Annotated in this window: 13 protein-coding genes and 1 pseudogene; 6 read left to right on the forward strand and 8 right to left on the reverse strand. The window is 61.8% G+C overall.

Annotation, left to right across the window (positions count from 1 at the left end):
• The first annotated feature begins 68 nt into the window (after window positions 1-68).
• Window positions 69-710, forward strand: a complete 642-nt coding sequence (gene pyrE / locus G7009_RS20145; protein ID WP_181131852.1) for an orotate phosphoribosyltransferase — start codon at window positions 69-71, stop codon at window positions 708-710.
• Window positions 711-1,047: 337 nt separating this feature from the next.
• On the opposite strand, the gene argB is transcribed toward pyrE, so the two are convergent.
• The 4 genes and pseudogenes from argB to coaBC all read right to left on the reverse strand — a co-directional run bounded on the left by argB (window position 1,048) and on the right by coaBC (window position 5,163).
• Window positions 1,048-1,953, reverse strand: a complete 906-nt coding sequence (gene argB, locus G7009_RS20150; protein WP_181131853.1) for an acetylglutamate kinase — start codon at window positions 1,951-1,953, stop codon at window positions 1,048-1,050.
• 30 nt (window positions 1,954-1,983) lie between these two features.
• Window positions 1,984-3,357 (reverse strand): annotated as a pseudogene (locus G7009_RS20155) (phosphomannomutase/phosphoglucomutase); the annotation flags it as partial.
• A 132-nt stretch (window positions 3,358-3,489) separates the two neighbouring features.
• Complete coding sequence (dut, locus tag G7009_RS20160) at window positions 3,490-3,945, reverse strand: dUTP diphosphatase (protein WP_181131855.1); 456 nt, start codon at window positions 3,943-3,945, stop codon at window positions 3,490-3,492.
• Between the two features lie 9 nt (window positions 3,946-3,954).
• On the reverse strand, window positions 3,955-5,163 hold the full coding sequence (coaBC, locus tag G7009_RS20165; RefSeq protein WP_181131856.1) for a bifunctional phosphopantothenoylcysteine decarboxylase/phosphopantothenate--cysteine ligase CoaBC: 1,209 nt from the start codon (window positions 5,161-5,163) through the stop codon (window positions 3,955-3,957).
• A 126-nt stretch (window positions 5,164-5,289) separates the two neighbouring features.
• Between coaBC and radC the strand changes: the two genes are divergently transcribed.
• Complete coding sequence (gene radC, locus G7009_RS20170) at window positions 5,290-5,976, forward strand: RadC family protein (protein ID WP_181131857.1); 687 nt, start codon at window positions 5,290-5,292, stop codon at window positions 5,974-5,976.
• On the opposite strand, the gene G7009_RS20175 is transcribed toward radC, so the two are convergent.
• Window positions 5,960-7,549 (reverse strand): ABC transporter substrate-binding protein, encoded by a 1,590-nt coding sequence (locus tag G7009_RS20175; RefSeq protein ID WP_181131858.1) that lies wholly within the window; start codon window positions 7,547-7,549, stop codon window positions 5,960-5,962. The genes radC and G7009_RS20175 overlap by 17 nt on opposite strands.
• 361 nt (window positions 7,550-7,910) lie before the next feature.
• Here G7009_RS20175 and rpmB point away from each other — a divergent pair, with 361 nt between their 5' ends.
• Together rpmB and rpmG are read left to right on the forward strand one after the other, a co-directional pair.
• The gene (gene rpmB / locus G7009_RS20180) at window positions 7,911-8,147 is read left to right on the forward strand and encodes a 50S ribosomal protein L28 (protein WP_181131859.1); all 237 of its coding nucleotides are present in this window, start codon (window positions 7,911-7,913) and stop codon (window positions 8,145-8,147) included.
• Between the two features lie 11 nt (window positions 8,148-8,158).
• Window positions 8,159-8,314, forward strand: coding sequence for a 50S ribosomal protein L33 (rpmG, locus tag G7009_RS20185; RefSeq protein ID WP_013793373.1), 156 nt, complete (start codon window positions 8,159-8,161; stop codon window positions 8,312-8,314).
• Between the two features lie 102 nt (window positions 8,315-8,416).
• Here rpmG and G7009_RS20190 read toward each other — a convergent pair whose 3' ends face one another.
• Both G7009_RS20190 and G7009_RS20195 read right to left on the reverse strand, forming a co-directional pair.
• On the reverse strand, window positions 8,417-8,620 hold the full coding sequence (locus tag G7009_RS20190; protein WP_181131860.1) for an I78 family peptidase inhibitor: 204 nt from the start codon (window positions 8,618-8,620) through the stop codon (window positions 8,417-8,419).
• An 88-nt stretch (window positions 8,621-8,708) separates the two neighbouring features.
• A complete protein-coding gene (locus tag G7009_RS20195; protein WP_181131861.1) occupies window positions 8,709-9,068 on the reverse strand; it encodes a cupin domain-containing protein in 360 nt (119 codons plus the stop codon).
• A 195-nt stretch (window positions 9,069-9,263) separates the two neighbouring features.
• On the opposite strand from G7009_RS20195, the gene G7009_RS20200 reads away from it, so the two are divergent.
• Window positions 9,264-10,757, forward strand: coding sequence for an aldehyde dehydrogenase (locus tag G7009_RS20200; RefSeq protein WP_181131862.1), 1,494 nt, complete (start codon window positions 9,264-9,266; stop codon window positions 10,755-10,757).
• Between the two features lie 93 nt (window positions 10,758-10,850).
• Window positions 10,851-11,990, forward strand: a complete 1,140-nt coding sequence (locus G7009_RS20205; protein WP_181131863.1) for an MFS transporter — start codon at window positions 10,851-10,853, stop codon at window positions 11,988-11,990.
• Here G7009_RS20205 and G7009_RS20210 read toward each other — a convergent pair.
• Window positions 11,987-13,540: a phospholipase D family protein gene (locus G7009_RS20210; RefSeq protein WP_181131864.1), complete on the reverse strand. Its 1,554-nt coding sequence runs from the start codon at window positions 13,538-13,540 to the stop codon at window positions 11,987-11,989. The genes G7009_RS20205 and G7009_RS20210 overlap by 4 nt on opposite strands.
• Between the last annotated feature and the right edge of the window lie 3 nt (window positions 13,541-13,543).

The following is a 13,543-nucleotide window of genomic DNA, read 5'->3' on the forward strand; positions in this document are numbered from 1 at the left end:
AAATCTCGTGCGTGTATGATACCCGAGCTCAACTCATTTAGCTAAATCCGTGGTGTCCGGGACCCTTCATGCAGCCGTATCAGCGCGACTTCATCCGTTTTGCCATCGATCGCGGCGTTCTGCGCTTCGGTGAATTCACCTTGAAATCGGGGCGTATCAGCCCGTACTTCTTCAATGCCGGCCTGTTCAACAGCGGTTCGGCCCTGGCCCAATTGGGGCGTTGCTACGCGGCGGCCATCGTCGACGGCAAGATCCCCTTCGACGTGCTCTTCGGCCCGGCCTACAAGGGCATACCCCTGGCGGCCGCCACTGCCGTGGCGCTGGCCGAACAGCATCAGCTCGACGTGCCATGGTGCTTCAACCGCAAGGAAGCCAAGGATCACGGCGAAGGCGGCAGTCTGGTGGGCGCCCCGTTGGCCGGCGATGTGCTGATCATCGACGACGTGATCACTGCCGGTACCGCTATCCGCGAGGTCATGCAGATCATTCAGGCCCAGCAGGCTCGCGCCGCTGCCGTCCTGATCGCCCTGAACCGCGAAGAGCGTGGCAATGGCGAGCTTTCTGCCATTCAAGAGGTGGAGCGCGACTTCGGCATCCCGGTCATCAGCATCGTCTCGCTGACCCAGGTACTGGAATTCCTCGCCGACGACCCTCAGCTCAAGCAGCACCTGCCGGCTGTCGAGGCATATCGGGCGCAGTACGGGATCTGAGATCCGGCCTGACATAGAAAGGCGACCCTGGGTTAATGCCAGTAAGACAAGGGATGCAGTCGATTCAATGCTCGCTTAGCCATCGGCTCTTGGAGTCTTCAGTGATGCTGCTGGCCTATCGCGGGGCAAGCCCGCTCGCCACCGGTGCGCGGTGTAGCCCTCTCCGGTAGCGAGCGGGCTTGTCCCGCGATAGGGACAGCAGCATCACAGACAATTCCAGGAGCCGGAGGCTAAGCTCCAGCATTTGAATCGACCACTAGTTCCTGACTGACCGGCCTTGACCCTGAGGTCGCCTTTTTTGCGGAGGCGAGGGCGGCTACCGAGCCGCCCTTAGCACTTAGTGCTGCTTGCTGTTGCTGATCAGCGTGCCCACACCGGTATCGGTGAAGATTTCCAGCAGCACGGCATTGGGCACGCGGCCATCGATGATGTGCGAACTGTTCACGCCGCCCTGGACGGCCTCCAAGGCACATTTGATCTTCGGCAGCATGCCGCCATAGATGGTACCGTCGGCGATCAGGGCATCGACTTGCTCGGTGCTCAGGCCGGTCAGGACCTGGCCTTGCTTGTCCATCAGGCCGGCAATGTTGGTCAGCAGCATCAGCTTCTCGGCCTTCAGGGCCTCGGCGACCTTGCCGGCGACCAGGTCGGCGTTGATGTTGTACGACTCGCCGTTGGCACCGACGCCGATCGGCGCGATGACCGGGATGAAGTCGCCCCGGACCAGCATGTTGAGCAGTTCGACATTGACCCCGACGACTTCGCCGACATGGCCGATATCGATGATTTCCGGGGTGGTCATTTCGGGGGTCTGGCGGCTGACGGTGAGCTTCTTCGCACGAATCAGCTCGGCGTCCTTGCCGGTCAGGCCGATGGCACTGCCGCCATGACGGTTGATCAGGTTGACGATGTCCTTGTTGACCTGGCCGCCGAGGACCATTTCAACCACGTCCATGGTCTGCGCGTCGGTGACACGCATACCATCGATGAAATGGCTCTCGATCGAAAGACGCTTGAGCAGGTCCCCGATCTGCGGGCCGCCACCGTGCACCACGACCGGATTGATACCCACGGCCTTCATCAGCACGATGTCCCGGGCGAAGCCGGTCTTGAGCTCCTCGCTCTCCATCGCGTTGCCGCCGTACTTGATCACCAGGGTCTTGCCGACAAAGCGGCGAATGTAAGGCAGCGCTTCGGACAATACCTGGGCGACATGGGAAGCGGCATCGCGATCGAGGGTCATGCAGGGCTCCAGCAGGCAACAGTTGGTCGGTCAGAACGGCAGTTGCAGGGCAGGTTCGACCCGCAGCAACTGCGCACGGAAAACATCCTTGATACGTTGCAACTCGGCGTCACTGTCGGCCTCGAAGCGCAGCACCAGCACCGGTGTGGTATTGGAGGCGCGCACCAGACCCCAGCCATGGGGGTAGTCGACCCGCACACCATCGATGGTGGTCAGGCTGGCGTCACCCCAGTCGGCATCGCGTTGCAATGCATCAATGATGCTGAATTTACCTTCGTCGGTCACATCAATGTTGATTTCCGGCGTGGAAATATCATTCGGGAACGCGGCGAACAGGGTTTCGGCATCATCCGACGCCCTGCCGAGGATCTCCAACAAGCGAACGGCGCTGTAGATACCGTCGTCGAAGCCGTACCAACGCTCCTTGATGAAGATGTGCCCACTCATCTCGCCGGCCAGTAGCGAGCCGGTCTGCTTCATCTTCTTCTTGATCAACGAGTGACCGGTCTTCCACATCAGCGCACGACCGCCGTGCTGCTCGATGAGAGGGGTCAGGCGACGAGTGCATTTGACGTCGAAGATGATCTCGGCGCCTGGGTTGCGGGACAGCACGTCCTGGGCAAAGAGCATCAGCAGACGGTCGGGGTAGACGATAGTGCCGGTGTTCGTCACCACGCCGACGCGGTCGCCGTCGCCATCGAACGCCAGGCCGATATCGGCGCCGGTCTCTCGGACCTTGGCGATCAGGTCCTGCAGGTTCTCGGGCTTGCCTGGGTCCGGATGATGGTTCGGGAAGTTGCCGTCGACCTCACAGAACAGCGGAATGACCTCGCAGCCAAGCGCCTCGATCAATTGCGGGGCAATGACACCCGCGGCGCCGTTGCCGCAATCGACCACCGCCTTCAAGGGTCTGGCCAGTTCGATGTCACCGGTGATCTGCTGGAAGTAGCGCTCGAGAATCTCGACCTTTTCGACACGGCCTTCGCCGCGACTCAGATCATTGCGTTTCAGACGGGTCAGCAAGGCCTGGATCTGTTCGTTGGCCAGGGTGTCGCCAGCGATGACGATCTTGAAACCGTTGTAGTCGGCAGGGTTATGGCTGCCGGTGAGCATCACCCCCGACTTGCCCGCCAGCACGTTGGCCGCGTAATACAGCGCCGGAGTCGGCACCAGGCCGACATCGCTGACGTGGCAGCCGGCGTCGACCAGGCCCTTGATCAATTGCTCCACCAGCATCGGACCGGACAGTCGACCGTCGCGGCCCACTGCAATCTGCGGCTCGTTCTGGGCCAGGGTTTCGGCACCAATGGCGCGGCCGATCCAATAGGCTGTGTCGGCGGACAACGTCTTGCCGACGATCCCACGGATGTCATAGGCGCGGAAGATGCTGTCTGGTAGCGCGGGTGGCAGATCGGCCACGTCGTTCATGTCTGGACTCCAGCGGTCTGAGGCTTTTTGGGTAGCCACGAATGGTCGCTTGGACGATGGTTTCGCCAGAGAGTTCGCCATCCATGGCCCAAACAGGAATTACTGAGATCAGTGGCTGCCAGAGTGACCGAAGCCGCCAGCACCGCGTTGGCTCTCATCGAAGGCTTCGACGATATCGAAGTGTGCCTGCACCACAGGCACCAGCATCAACTGGGCGATACGCTCGCCGACGGCAATGGTGAACGGCGTCTGCCCGCGGTTCCAGCACGACACCATCAGCTCGCCTTGGTAGTCGGAGTCGATCAGGCCCACCAGGTTGCCCAGCACGATGCCGTGCTTGTGACCCAGGCCCGAGCGCGGCAGGATCAGCGCGGCCAGGCCAGGATCGCCGATGTAGATCGACAGGCCGGTAGGGATCAGCAAGGTCTGGCCAGGCTCCAGGACGGTGTCCTGCTGCAGCATGGCGCGCAGGTCGAGGCCGGCGGAGCCGGGTGTAGCGTACTGAGGCAGCGGGAAGTCGCTGCCCAGGCGTGGATCGAGGATCTTGGCTTGTAGAGCGTGCATCGGGAGCTTTTATACCTGGTTGAGCCGTTGGGCGATGAAGGCGACCAGCTGGCGGGCGATCTTGCCCTTGCTGGTCTGCGCGAAGAGGGTCTGGTGCTGTTGGCGATCAATCACCGTCAAGGCATTTTCCTCGCTGTTGAAGCCGATGCTGGGGTTGGCCACATCATTGGCGACGATCAGGTCGAGGTTCTTGTCCTTGAGCTTGCGCGTGGCGTAATCGAGCAGATGCTCGGTCTCGGCGGCGAAGCCTACGCTGAACGGACGATCCGGGCGACCGGCAAGGGTAGCGAGGATATCCGGATTGCGCACCATCTGCAGTAGCATGCCGTCGCCGGACGTAGGATCCTTCTTGAGTTTTTGCGTGGCGATGACTTCGGGGCGGTAGTCCGCTACCGCGGCAGATGCGATCAACAGATCGCAAGGCATGGCCGCCTCGCAGGCCGCGAGCATATCGCGTGCGCTCACCACGTCGATACGGGTGACCCGATCGGGTGTCGGCAGGTGGACGGGGCCGGTGACGAGGGTCACCCGAGCACCGGCTTCGGCTGCTGCCTCGGCCAAGGCAAAACCCATCTTCCCCGAGCTATGATTGGTGATGTAGCGCACCGGATCGATGTTTTCCTGGGTAGGGCCCGCGGTGATCAGCACGTGTTTTCCGGTCAGCGACTGGCGCTTGAAGCTTTCGGCGGCGCACCAGGCCAGGTCGCTGGCCTCGAGCATGCGGCCCAGGCCGACGTCGCCACAGGCCTGGCTGCCCGAGGCGGGGCCGAATACCTGGATGCCACGGCTTTGCAGCAGGTCGAGGTTCGCTTGCGTGGCCGGGTCGCGCCACATGGCCTGGTTCATCGCCGGGGCGACGGCCACGGGAGCATCGGTGGCCAGGACCAGGGTGGTCAGCAGGTCATCAGCCATGCCTTGGGCCAGACGCGCCATCAGGTCGGCAGTTGCCGGGGCGATCAATACCAGGTCGGCCCACTTGGCCAGCTCGATATGGCCCATGGCAGCTTCGGCTGCCGGATCGAGCAGGTCCATGTGCACAGGGTGGCCGGACAAGGCCTGCAGGGTTAGCGGAGTGATGAACTCGGCACCACCGCGGGTCATGACGACACGCACCTGCGCACCCTGTTCGAGGAGTCGGCGAATCAGCTCGGCGCTCTTGTAGGCGGCGATGCCGCCACCCACGCCGAGAAGGATGCGCTTGCGATACAGCCGCTGCATAGGCTTGCCTTTTTCCAGTGAAAGCGTGCGGCGACGAATTTTTGCCTGCGGCAGATCGTCGCATTAACGAGACGAAATAGATTACCACAGCGCTGAAACGCGCCGTAGTACACGCAAGGAGCGCGTATGAATATCAGGGAATGGCCCTTGGCGGAGCGCCCCAGGGAGAAATTGTTGCGGCGTGGCGTCGCAAGCCTATCGGATGCAGAACTACTGGCCGTTTTTCTTGGGTCGGGCACCCGTGGGCAGAACGTGGTTGATCTGGCACGGACCCTGCTGGCGAAGTTCGGTGGCTTGCGCCAGTTGCTCGAAGCCGAACGCTCCGTATTTCTGCGGGAACTGGGGCTAGGGCCCGTGAGGTACAGCCAGTTGCAGGCCATGTTGGAAATCGGTCGCCGCCATCTGGCCGAGGTGATCGAGCGTGAGCCCGCCCTGGAAAGCCCCGCGGCGGTCAGGCGCTATCTGAAGTCGATGATGCGCCATGAGCACAGCGAGGTGTTTGCCTGCCTTTTCCTCGATACCAGGCATCGCCCCCTGAGGTTCGAGGTACTGTTTCGCGGATCGATCAATCGAGCGAACGTCTACCCAAGGGAGGTTGTGCGTCGATCACTGGCACACAACGCCGCTGCGCTGATCCTTTGTCACAACCATCCTTCGGGCAACCCCGAACCCAGCTCCGACGACCTCAGCCTGACACTCATGCTGAGGGAGTCTCTGGCGTTGGTGGATGTACGTGTGCTCGATCACATCATCATCGGCGAGGGCGAGCCGCTGTCGATGGTCGAGCACGGCTGGTTCAGCGCGTCACCGTGACCTTGGTGAAGTCCACACGACCAAACGGACTCACCCGATAGCCCTCCACCCCCTCACGCGTCAGGGTGGCCGCGGTCGGGTGCGCCAGTGGCAACCACAGGGCCTGCTGCTGGATCAGCGTCTGCGCCTGCTGGTAAAGGCGGCTGCGCACGCTCTGGTCATTGGTGGTACGACCGGCGCTGATCAGTTGGTCCAGGCGGTTGTCGCAGTAGCGGGCGAAATTGGTCCCCGACTTGACGGCCGCGCAGCTGAATTGCGGTGTCAGGAAGTTATCCGGATCACCATTGTCACCTGCCCAGCCCATGAACAGCAGATCATGCTCGCCAGCCTTGGCGCGGCGGATCAGCTCACCCCATTCGATGACCCGGATCTCGGCCTTGATGCCGATCTTGGCCAGATCGGCCTGGAGCATCTGCGCGCCAAGGTTGGGGTTGGGGTTGAGCAAGCTGCCGGACGGGCGCGTCCAGATCGTGGTGGTGAAGCCGTCGGCAAGACCGACCTTGGCCAGCAGGGCCTGGGCTTTCTTCACGTCCATGGGGTAGCCAGGCAGGTTCTTGGCATAGCTCCAGGTGTTGGGCGGGAAGGGGCCATCGGCAGCCGTACCGGTATCCTCGAACACGGCCTTGAGATAGTTCGCCTTGTCGAACGCCAGGTTGATCGCCTGGCGCACTTCGGGCTTGTCCAGCGGTGGATGCTGACTGTTGATGGCAACGAAGGCGGTCATGAACGCCGGGGTGCTTTCGACCTTCAGGCTGCTGTCCTCGCTCGCTTCGGCGATGTCCATCGGCTTGGGCGACAGGGCCACCTGGCACTCGTTGCGCTTGAGCTTCTGCAGGCGCACGTTGGCGTCAGGCGTGATGGCGTAGATCAGAGGGTCGACCGCAGGCTTTCCGGCGAAATAGTCCGGGTTGGCGCGATAGCGGACCACGGCATCCTTCTGGAATCGCTGGAAGATGAACGGACCGGTGCCGATCGGCTGGCTGTTGAGCTTCTGGGGCGTACCGGCCTTGAGCAGCTTGTCGGCGTACTCCGCTGAGTAGATCGAGGCGAAGCCCATGCTCAGGGTAGCCAGGAAGGTGGCATCCGGGTGTGTCAGGGTAAAGCGCACGCTGTTCGGTTCCGCGGACTCGATCAGCTTGATCAGGCTCGCCAGCTGCAGTGACTGCGCATGGGGATAACCCCCTGGCGCGGTCTTGTGCCAGGCATGAGCGGGATACAGCATGCGCTGGAAGGTGAACATCACGTCATCGGCATTCAGCTCGCGGGTAGGCTTGAAGTACGGCGTGCCGTGGAATTTCACCCCAGGCCGCAGCTTGAAGTCGTACACCAGGCCGTCGTCCGAGACCGACCAGCTTTCAGCCAGGCTGGGCACCACCTTGCCTTGAGCGGCGTCGAAGTCGACCAGGCGATTCATCAACACATCGGCCGACGCGTTGGTGGTGGTGAGCGAGTTGTACTGGACGACGTCGAAGCCCTCCGGGCTGGCCTCGGTGCATACGCTCAGCGGGGCGGCCTGGGTCGCGGCCGAGGCGAGCAGGGAGGTGAACAACAGAGAAAGGGCAGCGGCACGCATTGAAGACTCCTTGGCTGGTCAGTGGCCCATCTGCCCGTGCAGTAGGAAGCGTCCTACCCTAGTGCGCCTGCAGGCAAATGACCACATCCTTTTTTACACATTCAGCGACGAGTGGTCGACAGCCCACGAGCCTTGTCGCTATGCTGGCCGCGAGCATCCAGACCTGTGACAACGCTGATCTTCTATTGTTGTGGTGGAGTCTTTCTGGTATAAAGCAGCGCTCTTTTCTAGGGGCTCGATCTGTCGCATTAGCGAATCCGGTCGATAAGACCTCTGGAATCACGGCGCCTGGCGCCAAAGACTAAGAGATTAAGCGGCCAACCCATGCCGGGTTGGGCATGTGGTTTTAGAGGGCTGAGTCATGTCGAGAGTCTGTCAAGTTACCGGTAAGGGTCCGGTAACCGGGAACAACATTTCCCACGCAAACAACAAAACCCGTCGTCGTTTCCTGCCGAACCTGCAGCACCATCGCTTCTGGGTCGAGGCCGAGAAGCGTTTCGTGCGTCTGCGCGTTTCCGCCAAGGGCATGCGTATCATCGACAAGCGCGGCATTGACGTCGTTCTGGCCGAAATCCGCCGTAACGGCGCCAAGGTTTAAGGGAGAGCATCATGCGTGAATTGATCCGTCTGGTATCGAGTGCTGGCACTGGCCACTTCTACACCACCGACAAGAACAAGCGCACCACTCCGGACAAGATCGAGATCAAGAAATATGATCCGGTCGTTCGCAAGCACGTTGCGTACAAGGAAGCCAAGATCAAGTAATTGATCCGGCGACCAATAAAAAACCCGCATCGAAAGACGCGGGTTTTTTATTGCCCGGACGAAGCGTTTCGTCAGGCCTGGGTCCCAGGTACGGCAGCAGGATCAGCCAAAGCGAAATTCCTTAATCATGTTCGCCTGGTCAACGGCTATCTGGATTCGTTGCGGATCGAACTCACAAGTCGTAATGTCCTTTGGGCCAACGACACGGGCGCGCCCGGTTCGCTGGCTGATGACTTCCTTGATGGATGGCTCGTAGGTGGTGCCGATCAAGGCTTTCAGGGTTTGCAGGATTTCTTCGTTGGTCATGGCATGATTCCTTTCTTTGGGATTTGCCCGGATTGGGCAACCCATCCTCGCCAGACCGCGTCCTGTATGTGTGGTATTTAGGTATTCGCTACTTCTGCTCGAACATCGCATAGATCTTGCGACAAGGTTCGAGTACCTCCCACGTTCCCTTGAAGCCTGCCGGAATCACGAAGCGATCACCCGCACGCAAAGTCCTGGCGTTACCTTCTTCATCGCGCAGGACTGAAACGCCCTGAACGATTTCACAATACTCGTGCTCGGTGTAGTTCACCGTCCATTGGCCCACTTCGCCTTCCCATACCCCTGCGGCAAACTGTCCACAAGGGCTACTGTAGTGGTTGTAGACCGTCTGGTCGGGCTCGCCCTTGAGAATTTTCTCGGGCGCCGGGCGATAGCGTTCCACGGGTGTGGTGCTTTGGGTGAAGTCAATGATGGTCTCGATGCTCATGGTATATTCCATCGCTTGTTAAAAAAAATGCACATCACTAGGCTTTTGGGCAGCTGCTGTCAAATATATTGATAGTTTGCACCGCCTGGTTTAGGGTGGCGAGTGCCTGTGTGCGTTTTCCGCCCGGCCAGAATTCGACAGCGCCCGTGAGTCCTCAGTGCGGCGTTGCACCTTAACAAGAGGAGGAGTTTTCGTATGACCACCCTGACTCGTGCCGACTGGGAACAGCGTGCCCAGCAACTGAAGATCGAAGGCCGTGCCTTCATCAACGGCGAGTACACCGCGTCCGCATCCGGTGAAACCTTCGAGTGCCTGAGCCCGGTAGACGGGCGCATGCTGGCCAATGTCGCCAGCTGTAATGCCGCCGATGCCCAGCGCGCGGTCGAGAACGCCCGCACCGTCTTCGAGTCTGGCGTCTGGTCGCGACTGGCTCCTGCCAAGCGCAAGGCCGTGCTGATCCGTTTCGCGGAGCTGCTGCGTCGAAATGTCGAAGAGCTGGCTCTGCTGGAAACCCTGGACATGGGCAAGCCGATCGGCGACTCGTCGTCCATCGACATCCCTGGTGCGGCCCAGGCCTTGCACTGGAATGCCGAGGCCATCGACAAGGTCTATGACGAAGTCGCACCGACGCCCAATGACCAGCTTGGCCTGGTGACCCGCGAGCCGGTCGGCGTGGTCGCCGCCATCGTGCCGTGGAACTTCCCCCTGCTGATGGCGTGCTGGAAACTGGGCCCGGCGCTCGCGACCGGCAACTCGGTGGTGCTCAAGCCTTCCGAAAAGTCGCCACTGACCGCCATCCGTATCGCTCAGCTTGCCATCGACGCCGGTATCCCTGCGGGTGTGCTGAACGTTCTGCCTGGCTATGGTCACACGGTCGGCAAGGCCCTGGCCCTGCACATGGACGTCGATACCCTGGTATTCACCGGCTCTACCAAGATCGCCAAGCAACTGATGATCTACGCGGGCGAGTCGAACATGAAGCGTGTCTGGCTGGAGGCGGGCGGCAAGAGCCCCAATATCGTCTTCGCCGATGCGCCGGATCTGCAGGCCGCCGCCCAGGCTGCCGCCAGCGCCATCGCCTTCAACCAGGGCGAAGTCTGCACCGCCGGTTCTCGTCTGCTGGTCGAGCGCTCGATCAAGGACCGGTTCCTGCCCATGGTGGTCGAGGCGCTCAAGGCCTGGACGCCGGGTAACCCGCTGGACCCAGCCACCACTGTCGGTGCGTTGGTCGATACCCAGCAGATGAACACCGTGCTGTCCTACATCGAGGCCGGTCACAGCGATGGCGCCAAGCTTCTCGTAGGAGGCAAGCGTACCTTGGAGGAAAGCGGTGGCACCTACGTCGAGCCGACGATTTTCGACGGCGTGACCAATGCCATGAAGATCGCCCAGGAAGAGATCTTCGGCCCGGTGCTGTCGGTGATCACCTTCGATACCGCCGAGGAAGCCGTGGCCATTGCCAACGACACACCGTACGGCCTGGCCGCCGGTATCTGGACTTCGGACATTTCCAAGGCACACCGTACCGCTCGCGCCGTGCGCGCGGGCAGCGTATGGGTCAACCAGTACGATGGCGGCGACATGACTGCGCCGTTCGGTGGCTTCAAGCAGTCCGGCAACGGTCGCGACAAGTCGCTGCATGCGCTTGAGAAGTACACCGAGCTCAAGGCTACCTGGATCAAGCTGTAAGCCTAGTCAGGCGTCTTCTCCCACAGCCGGGGCGACACTTGTCGTCTCGGCTGTGTCGTCTTTGCCATACGCGCTTCTAGCCAGGGGGCTGTCATGCGTTGGGGTACGTATTTCGCCGTGCTGGCATCGGTGCTCAGCGTCGGGCTGGCGCTGGGCGTCAGCATGCCGCTGGTGTCATTGCGTCTGGAAAGCTGGGGCTACGGTGCATTCGCGATCGGTGTGATGGCAGCGATGCCGGCCATCGGCGTGCTGCTTGGCGCCAGTCTGGCCAGCCGCTTGGCCGGTTGGGTCGGCGTACCGACCGCCATGCGCCTTTGCCTGTGGGGCGGGGCGCTGTCGATCGGCCTGCTCGCGGTCTTGCCCGGCTACCCACTCTGGTTGTTCCTGCGCCTGCTGATCGGCATGTGCCTGACCGTGGTGTTCATCCTTGGTGAAAGCTGGATCAACCAGTTGGTGGTCGAACGCTGGCGTGGCCGACTGGTAGCGCTTTATGGCAGCAGTTACGCACTGAGCCAGCTGGCCGGGCCTTTGGTGCTCGGCTTCCTCGGATCAGAAGACGATTTCGGCTTCTGGGCCGCCACTGGCCTGCTGATCTGCGCGCCATTGCTGCTGTTCGGACGCAGCGGCGCGCCCATTACCGAGGCGTGCAGCGTCACCTTCGGCGATCTGGTCGATTTCTGTCGACGTCTGCCTGTGATCGCTTGGGCCATCGCCCTGTTCGCGGCCTTCGAAGCGATGATCCTTACCTTGTTGCCGGTCTATTCCCTGCAGCAGGGTTTCAGCACCGAAGTGGCCTTGTTCATGGTCAGTACCGTGGTGGTGGGCGATGCCGTCCTGCAACTGCCGATCGGTGTATTGGCCGATCGCATGTCGCGACGCACCTTGTTCAGCGGCTGCGCCCTGACTCTGCTCTGCTCGAGTCTGGCGATCCCGCTGTTGCTGCATACACCGGCCATCTGGCCGTTGTGGGTACTGTTCGGCGCAAGCGCCGGTGGCCTGTTCACTTTATCCCTGGTGCTGATCGGCGAGCGTTACCGTGACGATGCGCTGGTTCGCGCCAATGCCCATGTGGCGCAACTGTGGGGGATAGGGTGTCTGCTCGGGCCGCTGTTGGCTGGCGCGGGCGGTCAGTGGATCAGTGGTCACGCCTTGCCGCTGCTGATGGCAGCGGGGGCGTTCGGCCTGGTCCTGCTGACCCGCCAGCGGGATGCGTTCGAGCCAGCAGCGACCTAGAGCATCCTTTCCAGCCCGACCACTTTGCTGATCCAGGCATTGAAGCGACGCCAGGCATCGCCCGGCTCGCGGTCGAGGGAGTGGACCTGGCCATTGTCCTCGGTGAGCCATACCACCTTGCCCTGCTCGATACGCGGTTGGTAGCTCAACGCAGGAGCCATGCCCTGGAAGGCCAACTCGCGGGTGTATTCGGCCAACTCTGGACTGTCCACCATCACGCCGACTTCGGTGTTCCACAAGACCGAGCGCGGATCGAAGTTGAAAGAGCCGACAAAGGTCTTGCGACGATCGAAGACGATCGCCTTGCTGTGCAGGCTGGAATTGGAACTGCCTTGGAAGCTCAGACGGCTGGCGCCAGGGTCGCCGGGCTGGCGGCGCAGTTCGAACAACTGCACGCCGTGCTCCAGCAGGGCCCTGCGATAGGGTGCGTAGCCGCCGTGGACCGCCGGTACATCCGTGGCTTCCAGGGAATTGGTCAGCAGCTTCACCGAGACACCGGCATCGGCTTTGCTGGTCAGGTAGCGCAAGCCATACTCGCCCGGCACGAAATAGGCGGAAATCAGGACAAGCTCGCGATGAACCTCCTTCAGGTCCGGCGCCAGCTGCTGGGTGATCAGCAACTGCGGATCGGGCTCGCCTTTCGCCAGTACCTTGCTTGGCGCGTCCCATAGCGCCTGGCCATGGGCCCAGATCAACTCCTTGCGCCAGAGGTCCAGCCGCGGCTTCGACCGATAGGCCATCAAGCGGTCATACAACGTCTTGCGCTCGATGCGTGCCTGCGCCAGCGAGGCTTCCAGCCGCTGCCGACTGGCGCGCAGGTCGCTGGCATCTGGCTGGCGCCAGAGGAAGTCGCCGATCGGTTTGCTCAACGCACTGTTCCAGTACTGGTCGAAACTGTGCCCCAGCTGTTCGGCCACCGGGCCGGCGCTCAGCATGTCGATATCGGTGAAGTTGAGATTGGGTTCGGCATCGAAATACTCGTCACCCAGGTTGCGCCCTCCGACGATGGCCATGCTGCCGTCGATCATGAACAGCTTGTTGTGCATGCGGCGATGCTGCAACGACAGGTTGAACAACCGCCCCATGGATCGGGTGAACGCGGTACTGCGCCCCAGGTGCAACGGGTTGAACACGCGAATATCGATAGCCGGGTGGGCCGCAAGAGTGCCGATCAGGCTGTCCAGCCCGTCACTGGTGGTGTCGTCGAGCAGGATGCGTACCCTGACGCCGCGGTCGGCGGCCAGCAGCAGCTCGTGGACCAGCGCCCGCGTACTCAGGCCGTCATGGACGATGTAGTACTGCAGGTCGATGCTGGACCGCGCATGGCGGATCAGCTCGGCGCGAGCGTGAAAGGCTTCGGTGCTGTTGGGCAGCAGACGAAAGCCCGAGCGTCCTTCGTGAGCGGCCGAATCGCGCAGGACCGAGCGGCCGAAGGTGGAATCGCTGGCAGGCAGGGCCTGGCTGACATCGCGGGGTGGGCTGACGCTGGCGCAGCCCGAGAGGCCGAGCAATATCGCCAACAAGTAGGGGAGAGCTCGCTGGAGTCTCAAGAA

Source organism: Pseudomonas capeferrum (genome assembly GCF_013523055.1).
Lineage (GTDB): Bacteria > Pseudomonadota > Gammaproteobacteria > Pseudomonadales > Pseudomonadaceae > Aquipseudomonas > Aquipseudomonas capeferrum_A.

Excerpts from the sequence above, each read along its gene's own strand:
- radC (WP_181131857.1), top strand. The coding sequence starts at position 5,290 with ATGAATATCAGGGAATGGCCCTTGGCGGAGCGCCCCAGGGAGAAATTG.
- coaBC (WP_181131856.1), bottom strand. The coding sequence starts at position 5,163 with ATGCAGCGGCTGTATCGCAAGCGCATCCTTCTCGGCGTGGGTGGCGGC.
- G7009_RS20205 (WP_181131863.1), top strand. The coding sequence starts at position 10,851 with ATGCGTTGGGGTACGTATTTCGCCGTGCTGGCATCGGTGCTCAGCGTC.
- G7009_RS20175 (WP_181131858.1), bottom strand. The coding sequence starts at position 7,549 with ATGCGTGCCGCTGCCCTTTCTCTGTTGTTCACCTCCCTGCTCGCCTCG.
- G7009_RS20190 (WP_181131860.1), bottom strand. The coding sequence starts at position 8,620 with ATGACCAACGAAGAAATCCTGCAAACCCTGAAAGCCTTGATCGGCACC.
- rpmG (WP_013793373.1), top strand. The coding sequence starts at position 8,159 with ATGCGTGAATTGATCCGTCTGGTATCGAGTGCTGGCACTGGCCACTTC.
- dut (WP_181131855.1), bottom strand. The coding sequence starts at position 3,945 with ATGCACGCTCTACAAGCCAAGATCCTCGATCCACGCCTGGGCAGCGAC.
- G7009_RS20200 (WP_181131862.1), top strand. The coding sequence starts at position 9,264 with ATGACCACCCTGACTCGTGCCGACTGGGAACAGCGTGCCCAGCAACTG.
- G7009_RS20195 (WP_181131861.1), bottom strand. The coding sequence starts at position 9,068 with ATGAGCATCGAGACCATCATTGACTTCACCCAAAGCACCACACCCGTG.
- pyrE (WP_181131852.1), top strand. The coding sequence starts at position 69 with ATGCAGCCGTATCAGCGCGACTTCATCCGTTTTGCCATCGATCGCGGC.
- argB (WP_181131853.1), bottom strand. The coding sequence starts at position 1,953 with ATGACCCTCGATCGCGATGCCGCTTCCCATGTCGCCCAGGTATTGTCC.
- rpmB (WP_181131859.1), top strand. The coding sequence starts at position 7,911 with ATGTCGAGAGTCTGTCAAGTTACCGGTAAGGGTCCGGTAACCGGGAAC.